Below are 14,179 nucleotides of genomic sequence, written 5' to 3'. Positions count from 1 at the left end.
TGTACTCGTTAATTAAATTATCTATTTCCAAAAATCCGTTCCAGCAAAAACAAACTCTTTATCCAGCGTCTCGTCGCCATCTTCAAAGCAATCTGCCCAAGACACACGTTGCTTACTCAAGAGAATTGCATCCTTCACGCCATATTCCTGATAACTAACGGTTTGTTCATTAGCGGTGTTGTCCCAGTTATCCCAGCCAAGTGGATGAATATGTGCACCCAACTGGCAATCTACAAATACGGTTTTAGCATACTCACGCCATGGACGGCCCAGAAACACCGGAGCAATATCAGGAGCTGCTGTTAAAAAGCAATTTTTAAAAATATAACCATACGATTGTCCCTCAGGTGTGGAGGCAGCCGTAATATAACCTGCTTGATTCTCACTATGACACAAGCTGCGAATTTCACATCTGTCAAAATATGCTGTAGCCCCACCAAATATAAAGTCCACTGTTCCCTCTATATAGCAATGCTGATACAACTGCCGATATTGGGCATGGTGTTCTCTCAATGGTATACCTCCAAACGTAGATCGCTCTTTGGGTGCAGGTGGCAAAGGTCCCGTGAACAACGTGTCCTGATACCCTTTTAAAGTACAATTTCTGAATACGGTTTGATCACAATTAGCATACACGGCTACCGCCTGCCCGATATTTTCACCCTGCCCTGCATTATTGGAAATCACCAGATTCTCCAAGACCAGATGGCTCCCGCCCAGAAATAACGTTGGTGTAGAGAATGTATTGATTTCTTCGCCCGCTTCATCACGCTCTTTCGCGTAACGATTCATAACAATCTCCACGTAGCCAATCCCTATGATCGTAAGATTAGAACGATAAATCCGCACTGCCTCTTTATAGACCCCTGACAAAATATAAAGCGTATCCGCTTGACCGGATGGCCCCTGCTCTAGTGAATCTACCGCCTCTTGAATCGTGTGATAAGCGCAAAAGGATTCTTTCCCTACAACAAGCATAGTGGATTCTTTTCCTTTCAATAAATTGATGATTCTCTTATGGACAGACATTCTGTGCTTCAGGTGACACTGTAGCTTGTTCTACTAATTTTTCCGGCTTCTTCGTGTTTTTTGATCGACAATTTATGATCTCTACAGCTTCTCCATTTTCAATGTAAAAAGCAGGCCCTTCATGGTTCTCAATCGTCACCTGATGAAATTGAACATCTCTTGCATTCCCGAGGAAAAACCCGCGATTATTCATGTTTTCGATCCCTGTCATCATGTCTGGATGGCCGGGAATTGCATTCGTCGCCATGGAGATGTCCACATTGGTAAACGTAATCTCGGATACATACTGCTCAGCAAGCCCGTATAAGAAACCCGCTGCGGCATGAACATTACGTGCGGTAATATTGGCAAAATGAATGCGTCTAAAACACGGCGTTTCCTCTGTAATCGGATAAGGATTTTTATCCCACACATATTTTTCTTTCCCGCGTGGTCCACAGAAATAATATAGATTTAGAGTAAACGGACAAATAACGTCCTCCATTACAATATTGCTGATCCGAATATCTTCAATCGTTCCCCCGCGTCCCCGTCTTGATTTCATCCGGATTCCACGATCGGTTTGTTTAAACACACAATTACTAATCGTGACATTACGAATATCTCCACTCATTTCACTACCGAGTACGACACCCCCGTGTCCATGTACCATAGTGCAGTTGGTGATCGTGATATTCTCACAAGGAACTCGTTCTTTGGTATCCTCAGTTCCTGCCTTGATCGCAATGCAGTCATCACCGACATCAATATTGCAATTGCTAATTCGCACATTGGTGCAAGACTCTGGATTAATGCCATCTGTATTCGGAGAGTCGGCCGGGTTCAGAATGGAAATATTATCAATAGTCACATTGTAACAGCCTATCGGATTAACGGTCCAGCTTGGAGAATTGACCAGCGCGATATCTTTAAGGGTTACCCGCTGACAGCTATCCAAGCCGATTAGAGTCGGCCGGGGATACTGCAGCTCTTCCCGGCGGTTCCGAAACTTATCCCACCAGAGTTCACCATTTCCGTTAATCATTCCGCTGCCAGTGATCGATACATTAACTAACTCTCTTCCATAAATACAAGGTGAATGAACCTGCTGCTTCACTCCCTCCCATCTGCATTCCACTGCAGGGTAATCCTCCGGGTTCGTACTGAATGAAAGAATGGCACCAGGATTTAAATTCAATTCGATATTGCTTTTCATATGAATTGCACCGGTTAAGAACGTACCAGCCGGTACATAAACGGTTCCTCCACCGGCTTTATTTGCCGCTTCAATCGCACGCGTTATCGCTTCAGTCGCTAACTTTTTACTATTCTTAAGCGCTCCAAAATCCTCAATATTGTAGATCAACATTCATAAGCCCCCCTGTTCTATATCAGATCCAGCCTCTTAATTGTTCATATTCCACACAAGCCTGTAGGAAAGCACCCACACCTTTTTGGTCGTTAGTGACAATAGGCTCGCTAATGTAATAAGCGAAAGTACCGTCACGTTGGTCCACTCCACCTAATCCGGCTACTTGGCAATTCTTATTTAAATTGACCCATTCTTCTTTGGTTTCAAGTACAAACTCCGAGATAAGTCCTTGGTAAGCCAGATCTAATGTTTCGTACCATCCAGCGTTTAACACGCCTAATCGGATACCTTTAGCCATGGCATACACGATCATACTTGAAGCAGAGGCTTCAAGATAATTTCCTTTGCGTTCCCCTAGATTCATCACTTGATACCAGACCCCGGATTCCTTATCCTGATATGTCTTCACCGCAGTTAAGGTATCATTTAGTATTCGTACCAGCTCGGGATAATCTGAGTGCTCATTAGGCAGCAATGCCAGAACATCAACTAAAGCCATGAGATACCAGCCAAGTGAACGGGCCCAAAAGTTAGGCGAAAGTCCTGTTTCAGGGTCGCACCAAGGTTGAATACGCTGTTCATCCCATGCATGATATAGCAGACCTGTTACCGGATCTTTCGTATGCTTCTCACACAAGATAAATTGTTTGGTTACATCCTCAAGTCCCTGCCCTTCTTCAAAAGCTAGCAAGTAGGCTAAATAAAAAGGAGCGCCCATATAAAGTCCATCTAACCAAATCTGATAGGGATATATATTTTTATGCCAAAAAGCACCTTCCGAGGTTCGCGGATGGGTCTCAAGTTGCTTTCTAAGTAAAGCAGCCGCTTTTTTATATTTTTCCTGCTTCGTTTCTTTATATAGAGTCAATAATAATTTTCCGTTGTTAATATGATCGATATTATACTCCTCTAGGTGGTAGCCCTTGACACTGCCATCTTCCTGAATAAAGTAGTCCATATTATCTTGAATGAACTGCAGATACTTCGAATCACCGGTCTGCTTCCAAAGCCATTCAAAACCGTTCAATACCACGCCATAATCGTAGGTCCAGCTTCCTTTGTAGCCTTTATCTTCATAAAGCTTCGGTGTCCGCGCCATAATAGAGTCTGCCGTTTGAATTGCCCACTGTGATTTCTTCATCCCAACCCCCAAAATATTTATAAATTTAAGAGCTCAAAAACTAAAAATAGGTTCAGCCGATTTAAGGATTCTTTGCACATAAAATAATACGACTTGATTCTCTGCAATCTCAGAGAATCAAGTCATTGTTTAGTAAGGATACCGAGCGATTCACTCTTGAAGCATTGACTGTATTTCAACACAAGCCATCACCAATGCGCCCACACCATGCAGATCATTTTTAACCTTAGGCCGAGTCACGTAACTCTCGTAATCTCCAGCTGAGGTACCGATACAAATGTCCGGCAGAACTAATCGGTTATGCTCATCCCACTGGATTACTTTGGTTAACCCTTCATATCCTTTTTTAGCGGCAGCTGTAGCGATAGTCACATCACTTACAACGCCATGCTTCACGGCTTTGGCAATCGTATAGACGAACAAACATGACCCTGAAGTCTCCAGCCAATTATCTGGCTCATGTCCCTTATCTACGACTTGATACCAAAGTCCACTTTTTTGATCTTGGTAACGAATAAGTGCATCCACAAAATCTCTCAGTGTAGTAGAAAGCTCTGTCCGGGCTGAATCATGGGAAGGTAACAGATCCAGAAATTGCGATAAGGCGAGACCATACCATCCTAATGATCGGCTCCAGAACTCCGGTGAACAACCCGTCTCCGGATTCGACCAAGGCATCCGCCGGCTCTCATCCCAGGCATGGTATAACAAACCCGTTGTCTCATCCTTCATATGCTTGCGCATTAACATTTCCTGATGAAGGACCGTTTCACGCAAGCTTGGTTCATCGTAGACATTAGCATATTTCAAGGAGAATACGCCTGCCATATAAAGTCCATCCAACCACATTTGGTTGGCGTACTTATCCTTGTGCCAATACCCGCCCTCAGAGGTTTTATTTAGTGTGAGCAGTAAATTCCTTAGCTTCTCTGCTGCAATACGATACTTTAGTTTGCCTGTCCGTTCATAAAGAGTGAATAGTAGCTGTCCTGCTTGAACCGCATCCAGCTCATCACGTGCAAAATAAAAGTTCCCGTATTCATCCACCAAATCATCTACATATTCCTGAATATAGTTGATATAACGGTCTTCTTGATAAGCATTCCACAAAAGCTCCATGCCACACAGAAATACACCCTGATGATAGTGCCATCGATGCGCGGGGGGAAGCTCTCCCGCCCTGTAAGTATCCATTAGTGAATCGCAAGCTTTTTTTGCCCACTCTATCGGCGTTGTAGGTATCTGTACAGTCATCTCGAAGCTCCTCCCCTAAGTATAGTCTCTCTCTTTCTTGCTAGCCCTTCATAGAACCCAACATGGCACCTTTGGCAAAATGCTTTTGCAGGAACGGATACACACAAACTATTGGTAAGGTAGCTACAACGATAACAGCCATTTTAATTGATTGATCTGGCGGTGGAACAGCAGCATCCAGTGTAGCGCTGTGATCCATACCGCTGGCAAGGACGACAATTTGTCTGAGCAGAACCTGTATTGGCCATTTCGCACTATCATTCAAATACAGAATCGCATTCATGTAGGTATTCCAATACGTTACCGCATAGAACAATCCGATCGTCGCTAACGCAGGTAAGGATAGTGGCAATACAATCCGAAATAATATTCCAAAATCGTTACAACCATCAATTTTGGCCGATTCCTCCAAACCTTCAGGTATATTTTGGAAAAAGTTTCTCAGAATGATCATATTAAAGGCACTAATCGCTGACGGTAGAATCAGTGATGCGTACGTGTCAATTAGTCCTAATTCCTTCACCACGAGGAACGTTGGAATCATCCCACCATGAAAAAGCATGGTGAACACAACCATGAAGTTAACCACTTTACGACCATCCAGATCTTTTCTGGTAAGAGCGTAGGCCATCAAAGAAGTTATAAACAAACTAAAAATAGAACCAATTGCCGTGACACCAATGGAAACACCCATGGCTTTAAATATTGTATTCGTCGAAAAGATGAACTTGTACGCTTCCAGACTCCATACCTTTGGAATCAGTACAAATTTGCTAGAAGCTAGTTCTGCACTCGTTGTGAAAGAGCCTGCTACAACGTGAACAAGGGGAAGCACAGTAATTAAAGCAATGATCGCAAGCAGCGTAAAGTTTATAGCAGAAAAGATTCTACCACTGATTGTTTTATCTTCTACCATTTCGATTCCTCCCACAAAATATCAATAAACGCCTTCTTCTCCCATTTTCTTGGATAATTTATTCACCATCATCACCATTACAAAGCCTACAATCGATTTAAAGAATCCAATAGCTGTACTGTAACTAAACTGCCCCTGTCTCAAACCAGCAGTATATACATACGTATCGATAATTTCCGCAACTTCTCGATTCATGGAGTTAAGTAGCAGATATACATGTTCAAATCCAAGATCAAGAACGGAACCAATTTTCAGAATAAATAATGTAATAATTACGCCTCTAATCGCTGGAAGAGTGATATGCCAGACTTGTCTAAGTCTTCCTGCTCCGTCCATACGCGATGCTTCATAAAGCCCTGGGTCAATCGCAGCTATGGAAGCTAGATAAATAATCGTTCCCCAACCTGCTTCTCTCCAAATCACCTGAATAATATACATGGGCCTGAACCACCCTGGATTAAGCAGGAAATTGATTGGTTCAAAGCCAAAATAGACAAGCAGCTCGTTGATAATCCCTCCATCCATCGTAACCATTACATAAGAAATGGAGACGATGATAACCAATGACAGAAAATGGGGCAAATAGAAGATCGTCTGAAAGGTTCTTTTGAAAAAGCTGCCTTGAAGTTCATTTAACATCAGGGCAAGAATAATCGGCATCGGGAAATAGATAAGAATATTTAATCCGAAAAGAATAAGTGTGTTCACTAATATATTTAAGAAATCCGGCTCTGTGAACAACCTGCTGAAATGCTTCATCCCTACCCAGTCACTACCGTTGATCCCTTGATAGGGTTTGTAATCCTGAAATGAGATAATTAATCCGTACATTGGAAGATATTTAAAAATCAAAAAATACAGTACTCCCGGAGTTAGCATGACGTAGAGCCATTTATTTCTCCACAGCCGCTTTTTCAGTTCGCTGCTGCTTTTATAAATTTCAGGCTTAGGATTCATTTGAGGAGCTGAGCTGGGCTGTGCGGTGACTTCCTGCATGATATTCTTCCTTTCTCCTTCTTTATTCAAACACGATATTTCTGAACCCAGTGAGGAATAGAAAAGGTTGTTGAAACAAGATCAACAACCTTTTCAGCTACAATTTGTCGCTTAACTATTCGAGTACGGGTTACTATTTTTTGTATAAGGCGTTGTATTCTTCAATAATCTTATCTCCACCACGGCTCTTCCAGTTCTCTACTTCCTTCTCAAATCCAGCCTTGTCAATCTGACCATAAATATATTTATAGGTTGCATCTGTAATAATCTGTTGAAGCTCTACGCCTTTTTCTGTATAGGTAGCCGAATCCATAGCAGCTGTTGGATCCGCTACACCAACTTTGACATTCTCAAGAACCAATTGATCTGCATGAATTCTTCCTGGCAGCGTGTTATAGTTCTCGTACATTCCATTGGTTTCAGCTTCGCCGATAACACTGTCCTTATATCCCTTTACTTCACGTTCAATCAATTCTTTGTCGTCAGTAGCTTTTGCTTTACCGTCTTCAACGGTATAGTGAGTACCTTCAATTCCCCAATACATCAAATTAGCTACTTCTGGGGTCATCATTTGATCAAAGAAAGCAAGAATCTTCTTCAGCTCTGCCTCATCCTTGACAGCAGATTTCGGGAACAAGACAACATTGTTATAGCCTGGAATCATCCATTGAGCATATTTTCCATCTGGACTTGCAACCATACTATGCGCATCCAAAACAGCGTCAGGGTTATTCTTAATAGTATCTTTATTGAGGGAATCAATATCTTGCATGGAGCCCCCAATATAGAGTCCACCCTTTCCAGCCTTAAACATATTTACTGCATCCGTTTTACTGGTGGCAGCGAAATCTTGATTAATGTATCCGCCATCACGAGCTTTTTTGAAAAAATCCATTGTGTCGAAATATTCATCGAAGGTAAATTCAGGCGCTAATTTGCCATCCTTCTCACCCCAGGTATTCGGTGTTCCGAACCAAGACGAAACAGTTTTGAAAGCTCCATAGGTCAACTCATTACGGTCAATAATACCGGTAGTATCTTTCTTTCCATTACCGTCTGGATCTTGTTCTGTGAAGGCTTTAGCCATTTCAAATAATTCATCTACATTAGCTGGTGCAGCAAGTCCTAATTTATCTGCCCAGTCTTTGCGGTAAATGATCCCTTGGCGTGCAAGTGGACGCCCGATATATAGGGTGTAAAGCTTGTCATCTACTTTCGTGTTATTAAGAATTTCTGGTTTCAATTTGCTCAAATTCGGAAATTCGCTTAATAGTGGACCGATTTCCCAGAATTGTCCGTCTTTTATCGCTTCTTTCATCTGAATGAAGGTTGTCTGATTCTTCAAATATGTTACTTGCGGCAATGAACCCGTTGCAAAAGATGAATTCAGTTTTTCTTCATAAGTATCAGCCGGGAAAAATTGATAAGTCAGCTTCGTGTTGGTCAATTTCTCAAGTTCATTCTTAATCGTATCAGGCGGAGTCTCTGATGTATTCAATGGAAGCATGATTTTGATTTCTGTAGGTTCCTCTTTAGGTGCTTCAGTCTCTTCCACCTTCGTAGTGTTCTCTGCACTTGTAGTTGGGGCTGCTGCTTCTTCTTTGTTATTGTTGTTACCACCGCATCCAGCTAACAATGTGCTGAATGTTAACAGTGCTGTTAACAACATGGTGAAGGATTTCTTCTTCATACCATTTTGACCTCCATAATTTGTATTGGTTACGAGTTCCACGTTACATCGTCGGCAAGGTTACGAAAACAATCATTTCCCCATAACGGCGCGTTCTGAAAGGGATCTGAGCAAATGATTATCGTGATATCGCAGCACAAAAAAAATCCACCGCATTATCCGCAGTGGATCAAAACCTTTTTAACCTATTTACTTTTCTGTCTCAAACTCAGCCTCAGCATATTCCTTAATAATAAGATTGCCTCCACGAGCTCTCCATTTCTCAACCTCTTGCTGGAATCCCTCGACGGTAATGTTACCTAATATATAGTTATATGTAGCATCCACAATGATTGTAGATAACTCCATATTCTTCTCATCAAAAGTAGATGAGCTCAGAGAAACTGTAGGGTCATCAACCAGAAAAGATTCATTATCTTTACTCAGCTGATCTGCTAGAGAGGTTAGTTGCTCCTTCTGAGCCACTTCCATAATGTTTTTATTACTAATGTCCGCGATCATTAAAGCATATAGCGGATTCACTTCCTGTACCCGCAGTTGTGAGGTTTCCTCGGGAAGGATAATTTTGCCGCCTTCAAGCTTATAATGCCGCCCCTCAAAGCCATACATCATTATATTGGCTACATCTTTATCCATGGTCCGATCAAAAAATCCAAGCACCTGCCGAAGCTCCTCCTCTGTGGCAATGGACTTTTTGGAAAAGAGATACAGTCCGTTGTAATTGGGGATAGACCACACTTTATATCCATCAGGCCCCTCGATACGATTGATCAGCGTAAGTTCAGCCTTTGGATTGTATGCTTGAGCTTCAATTGACAACCGCTGCACATCAGTCATGCTGCCAATAAACACACCAGCGATACCGTTAATGAATTTATCGCGTTGGACCTCTTTACTGGTAAGAGCAAAGTCCTGATTTATGATTTTTTCATCATATAATTTCTTCATAAAATTCATTGTGTTCATATACTCCGCTGTTACGAATTCCGGAACAAATTGATGATTCTCTAGCTTCCAATTATTTGGTGTGCCAAAATAAGAGCTTAGTGTCTTAAATACACCATAAACAAGATCATTACGATCGACTAATCCAAGGGTATCTTGTTTGCCATTCTGATCCGGATCGTTATATGTAAATTGCCTCATTACTTCATATAGGTCATCTAAGGTCTGTGGATTGCTTAAATGAAGAGTGTCCAGCCAATCCTTACGTATTATGACACCCTGTCTGGAGGAAGGGCGTTCTGTATACAGGCCGTAGATCTTACCATCAACAGCTGTCTGCTTAAGAATAGCGGGGTCCAGTGCTTTAAGATTGGGGAACTCCTGAAGATATGGGCCGATCTCCCAAAATGCTTCAGAACGGATGGCGTTTTTCACCAGATTATAGTCTGAGAACTTCACAAAGGTGACTTTTCCCAAGGAATTAGTGGTCAACGCTGTGTTCATTTTATCGGTATAAACACCCTCAGGCACCCACGTGATATCAAGCTCCACCCCTGTTAATCTTTCAATCTCAGCCATAATATTTTTTGAAGGCTGCTGTGGAAAATGAAGGGGGGCCAAGATGGAGATGCTCGGGCGAGCTTCTTGCAGTACAGAACCAGCTGACTTTCCATCACTGCAAGCGCTTAACATAGGGAAAACAAGCATGAAAAATAAGCAGCAACAAAACGTTGCCCTTCTACACATAAATTGTCTAAACATTTCTACAGCCTCCTAAGGTATTGTAAGGATTTTCACCCTACAGCTTGAAGATTTTCCATTTTGTAGTCATAATTAGGGTTAATGATTATTGCAGAACGAGATGATTATTGTTATTTTCCACCAGGTTTCATACACTAAGAACAAGTGTCTACTTCTACATAAGTAAAGGTGCTGAGTCCCGTGAGACCATTAAGCTTTTTAAGTAAATTAACGATTTTTGCCTTTGTAATTAGCACGTTGCCGGTGATATTCATCGGTTCTTTTTCCTATTTCACATCATCTAATGAGATCCAAAAGAACGTAAACAACAGTAAAATGGAACTTATATTACAAATCACCTCAAATGTAGAACATAAGTTAACAACTGTCAATCAAACATTAAACCAAGTGATCAACTCTAGTGTATTAAAAAAAGCACTAAATAACCCTTTAAGTGAAACCGATTTCATTTTATATAATGATTTAAGAAACGAAATCCGTAATATGCAATCCTTCGATACGAAACTTGAGGATGTCATCCTGCTCAATCAGCAGCAGAACTGGATGATCAAAAATTCAGGCGTCTACCGTCTGAATGAATACAAAAACCACGCGCAACTCTCTAATCTAATGAATATAGCTGACGATACTTCATGGATTTTGAATCCATCGTCCTTATTTTATAGCGAGGAGAGCATTAACGTCACTGGCTGCAATTACAGCATCAGTCTTATCAAAAAGCTTCCCACCAATAAGCTGCAAAAATATGGGCTTGCCCTAGCTAATATTCCGGTCTGCAGTCTTCAGGATTTCATTAATTCAGATGTGCAGCCACTCGACGATATTATCGTTCTGGATCAAGCTGGCCGTTTCCTGCTCCACCCGGATACCAGCTTAATCGGAAAACCTAAAGAGCAAGGCGGATTTAAAGAAGTCCCTTTAATCTCTGATCCTTCTAAACAATCCGGACAGTTCAAGACTGTGATCAACAAAAAGAATTACTCCGTCACTTTCATGCGTTCTCAGTTAAATGGCTGGGTTTATCTATCGGTTACTTCCATGGAAAGCTTGACGAAGGAGTCCAATAAAATCGGTATGTTTACGATAATCGTGTGTACCATTATGCTCTTGTTCTCCATTCTTCTGGCCTGGATCGGCTCCAGACGTATGTACACCCCTATCGAAAGACTGCTTAATCAGATGGGCCAACGCAAACCGGATATTAAATCGAGACATCGCAATGAATTTCAGATTATAGGAGAACAAGTTCATTCTTTGTTCCAATCCAAATCACAGCTGGAAAAAGAAGTCCGGCAACACTTTCAGCAGGTTCGTACATTTTTTCTGATCAATGCCTTCCACGGCAATGTTAAGAAACGTGATTTACTCGAAGAATTAGGGCAATTCGGCTACCAAACCCAGCTTGAAGAATGGAAAACCATGGCAGTAATTACGTTGTCTATTGATTATGCCGAGGATTCCAGCTATGAGAAAAAAGATCTCAGCCTCTTATTGTTCGCTGCCCACAATATGATCGAAGAATTAATCTGTCCTGAACAACGGCTGGCTCCAGTGATCATGGACCATGCGGTAGTCGTATTATTGGGCAGTCCAGACTGCGATACCCAGTCTTTTCATAAGACATTGTACTCATTAACGGAGAAGCTGCAGCAAGAAATAAACAATTATCTAAAGGTGCAGGTGAGTATTGGGCTAAGCCTTCCCTTCAACGCGTTCGATAAACTAGCCATCGCCTACAGAGAAGGTCTTGAAGCACTGAAGCATCGCATTAAGCTTGGCAAAGGCGTTATTATTCAATATGAGAACATTAACTCCGGCAAACATTATCTGAACTTGAACTACCCTACGCATAAAGAAAACGATCTAATGGATGCGATCAAGCTGGCTGAAACGGATAAAGCCAAGGAACTGATTCATTTGCTTTTTAAATCTATCTTTGCCCTAGAGCTTTCACCACAGGAATATCAAATCCCGTTGACCCGCTTACTCAATAACTTGCTCATTATGATGCAGGAATCGGGCATTAGCTTAAATCAGATCTATCATGCTAATGGCTCAATTTTTGAGGAATTACATGACCTTCATACCGTGGCTGAGATTGAGGATTGGTTCTGGAGCATGGTCATTTACCCGATGATCAAAATTTTTATCAGCAGGCAAAATGCCCAATACCAAAACATCTCTGAGAAAATCATTGATCTGATCCAACATGAATATGATACGGATCTAACCTTGGAAGAATGCGCTTCACGGCTGCATTACAACGCCAACTATATCAGCAGTGTCTTCCGTAAGGAGACCCAATACTATTTCAGCGAATATTTAACGATGTACCGATTTAAAATGGCAAAAAAATGGCTGCAGGAAACCGATATGCCGATCAAAGATATTGCAGCCAAATTAAGATACAACAATTCTCAAAATTTCATTCGATCTTTCCGTAAACAGGAAGGGATGACCCCTGGACAGTACCGGGATAACAATACAGGCACTAAATCCAAACCAACATTTGACGAATCTATGTAAAAATCACAAAAAAATCGTTCAAGGCCGAATCTAAAAAAAAAGAGTCTCTCTTTTTTTCGGAAAATATGTTAACGTGTGCATATAACCATTTAGGGAGGAATTTGAACGCAATGTTGAACTTTCGTCTAAATACTAACCGTGTAGAACAAGATGCGATTTCTCAGGAATCCTCACTGCTCACCCTCTATCCGCTCGAGACGGATCACCCCCGTCCTTTTATATTGGTATTACCTGGTGGAGGTTATCAGCACTTAGCCAACCATGAAGGAGAACCTGTGGCTCAATGGCTAAACAGTCTAGGTATTCATGCAGGTGTACTAGATTATCAGGTCGGAGATTTCAACGTCTCTTCTTTATTAAATGATGTTGAGGAAGCTCTCAAATGGATTAGGGGAGCACCCAAAGCTTGGAATGTGATCTCAGACAAAGTAGGGATGATTGGATTCTCGGCAGGAGGACACTTAGCTTCCATCTTTTCTACCACTAGAGCAGAGAAACCAAACCTTCTTCTGTTAGGTTACCCTGTAATCACTTTCCAAGAGCCCCATTCCCACAAGGGAAGCCGGCTACATTTTCTTGGAGACAACCCATCACAAACGGAGCTTGACTCCTTTTCCTCAGAAGCCCAGGTGGATTCACTCACACCTCCAACCTTTATCTGGACAACAGCGAACGATGCCAGCGTTCCCGTGGAGAATAGTCTGTTGTTCGCCTCTGCCCTGTCCAATCAGGGAATTCCTTTTGAATTACATATCTTTGAAGAAGGGCGGCATGGTTTAGGGCTTGCAAAAGAACACCCTCATTGCCAGCAATGGCTTTCCCTTGCTGAGAATTGGTTAAGGGAACGCCAATACGTTAAAGGAGAAGAAGACCTTATGAGACAACAACTATTTATTGCAGGCGATTCCACTGCGGCCATTAAAGGCGCTGGAGAAAAACCTATGACCGGCTGGGGAGAATACCTGCAAAGTTATTTTCGGACTTCTATTCAAATCCAGAATCGTGCAATTAATGGTCGAAGCACCAAATCGTTCATAACAGACGGCCGCCTCGATGCTATCAGAAAAGACTTCCAACCCGGCGACTACCTGTTTATTCAATTTGGACATAACGATGAGAAAAAAGAGGATCCATTACGTTACACCGATCCTGAAACCGAATATCGCCATAATCTCATTCAATATATAGATGCTGCTAGGCAGCTAGGGGGGACTCCGGTTCTGTTAACCTCTGTAAGTCGCCGCCGCTTTAACGCCGATGGAGAGCTGGACCCGTTTGCTGTAGGTGCTTATCCCGAGGTAATGAGACAAGTGGCTGAAGAAACGCACACTCCGCTACTTGATATTTTCGCAGCCTCGCAAGCGCTCTATCGTTCATTAGGCGAAGAGGAATCCAAGAAGTTATTCATGCATTTGCCAGCGAAAACACATCCCAATTACCCAAATGGGGTTACGGATGATACTCATTTCTCAGATGAAGGTGCCCGGGAAATTGCTAAACTTGTGGTTCAAGCTCTTAAACAAAATACAGCCTCATCTCTATCAAACTTACAACAACTTTTATAAGGAG

10 protein-coding genes are annotated in these 14,179 nt (G+C 42.0%); 2 read left to right on the top strand and 8 right to left on the bottom strand.

Annotated elements, in window-relative coordinates:
• Positions 1-21 precede the first annotated feature (21 nt).
• The 8 genes from NSQ55_RS09615 to NSQ55_RS09580 all read right to left on the bottom strand — a co-directional run bounded on the left by NSQ55_RS09615 (position 22) and on the right by NSQ55_RS09580 (position 10,084).
• Positions 22-978, bottom strand: a complete 957-nt coding sequence (locus tag NSQ55_RS09615) for a pectinesterase family protein (RefSeq protein WP_339174462.1) — start codon at positions 976-978, stop codon at positions 22-24.
• Positions 979-1,015: 37 nt separating this feature from the next.
• Entirely contained in the window at positions 1,016-2,377 is a 1,362-nt protein-coding gene (locus NSQ55_RS09610) for a glycoside hydrolase family 28 protein (RefSeq protein WP_076124983.1), read from the bottom strand.
• 22 nt (positions 2,378-2,399) lie between these two features.
• Positions 2,400-3,521: a glycoside hydrolase family 88 protein gene (locus NSQ55_RS09605; RefSeq protein WP_339172834.1), complete on the bottom strand. Its 1,122-nt coding sequence runs from the start codon at positions 3,519-3,521 to the stop codon at positions 2,400-2,402.
• Between the two features lie 150 nt (positions 3,522-3,671).
• Positions 3,672-4,775: a glycoside hydrolase family 88 protein gene (locus NSQ55_RS09600; protein ID WP_076124980.1), complete on the bottom strand. Its 1,104-nt coding sequence runs from the start codon at positions 4,773-4,775 to the stop codon at positions 3,672-3,674.
• Between the two features lie 40 nt (positions 4,776-4,815).
• Positions 4,816-5,691, bottom strand: a complete 876-nt coding sequence (locus tag NSQ55_RS09595) for a carbohydrate ABC transporter permease (protein ID WP_036679255.1) — start codon at positions 5,689-5,691, stop codon at positions 4,816-4,818.
• Positions 5,692-5,712: 21 nt separating this feature from the next.
• Positions 5,713-6,687 (bottom strand): sugar ABC transporter permease, encoded by a 975-nt coding sequence (locus tag NSQ55_RS09590; RefSeq protein ID WP_036679252.1) that lies wholly within the window; start codon positions 6,685-6,687, stop codon positions 5,713-5,715.
• Positions 6,688-6,820: 133 nt separating this feature from the next.
• Positions 6,821-8,377 (bottom strand): extracellular solute-binding protein, encoded by a 1,557-nt coding sequence (locus NSQ55_RS09585; RefSeq protein WP_076191234.1) that lies wholly within the window; start codon positions 8,375-8,377, stop codon positions 6,821-6,823.
• 189 nt (positions 8,378-8,566) lie between these two features.
• Positions 8,567-10,084, bottom strand: a complete 1,518-nt coding sequence (locus tag NSQ55_RS09580) for an extracellular solute-binding protein (protein ID WP_339172828.1) — start codon at positions 10,082-10,084, stop codon at positions 8,567-8,569.
• Positions 10,085-10,264: 180 nt separating this feature from the next.
• Here NSQ55_RS09580 and NSQ55_RS09575 point away from each other — a divergent pair, with 180 nt between their 5' ends.
• Positions 10,265-12,610: a helix-turn-helix domain-containing protein gene (locus tag NSQ55_RS09575; RefSeq protein WP_076184310.1), complete on the top strand. Its 2,346-nt coding sequence runs from the start codon at positions 10,265-10,267 to the stop codon at positions 12,608-12,610.
• Positions 12,611-12,720: 110 nt separating this feature from the next.
• Positions 12,721-14,175, top strand: coding sequence for a GDSL-type esterase/lipase family protein (locus NSQ55_RS09570; protein WP_339172825.1), 1,455 nt, complete (start codon positions 12,721-12,723; stop codon positions 14,173-14,175).
• The last annotated feature ends 4 nt before the right edge of the window (positions 14,176-14,179 follow it).

It is taken from the genome of Paenibacillus sp. FSL H7-0943 (genome assembly GCF_037963265.1).
In the GTDB taxonomy this organism is placed as follows: domain Bacteria; phylum Bacillota; class Bacilli; order Paenibacillales; family Paenibacillaceae; genus Paenibacillus_AQ; species Paenibacillus_AQ odorifer.
The sequence above is the reverse complement of the archived record's forward strand: the minus strand, read 5'-3'. Positions and strand labels throughout refer to the sequence as shown.

Excerpts from the sequence above, each read along its gene's own strand:
- NSQ55_RS09615 (WP_339174462.1), bottom strand. The coding sequence starts at position 978 with ATGCTTGTTGTAGGGAAAGAATCCTTTTGCGCTTATCACACGATTCAA.
- NSQ55_RS09610 (WP_076124983.1), bottom strand. The coding sequence starts at position 2,377 with ATGTTGATCTACAATATTGAGGATTTTGGAGCGCTTAAGAATAGTAAA.
- NSQ55_RS09605 (WP_339172834.1), bottom strand. The coding sequence starts at position 3,521 with ATGAAGAAATCACAGTGGGCAATTCAAACGGCAGACTCTATTATGGCG.
- NSQ55_RS09600 (WP_076124980.1), bottom strand. The coding sequence starts at position 4,775 with ATGACTGTACAGATACCTACAACGCCGATAGAGTGGGCAAAAAAAGCT.
- NSQ55_RS09595 (WP_036679255.1), bottom strand. The coding sequence starts at position 5,691 with ATGGTAGAAGATAAAACAATCAGTGGTAGAATCTTTTCTGCTATAAAC.
- NSQ55_RS09590 (WP_036679252.1), bottom strand. The coding sequence starts at position 6,687 with ATGCAGGAAGTCACCGCACAGCCCAGCTCAGCTCCTCAAATGAATCCT.
- NSQ55_RS09585 (WP_076191234.1), bottom strand. The coding sequence starts at position 8,377 with ATGAAGAAGAAATCCTTCACCATGTTGTTAACAGCACTGTTAACATTC.
- NSQ55_RS09580 (WP_339172828.1), bottom strand. The coding sequence starts at position 10,084 with ATGTTTAGACAATTTATGTGTAGAAGGGCAACGTTTTGTTGCTGCTTA.
- NSQ55_RS09570 (WP_339172825.1), top strand. The coding sequence starts at position 12,721 with ATGTTGAACTTTCGTCTAAATACTAACCGTGTAGAACAAGATGCGATT.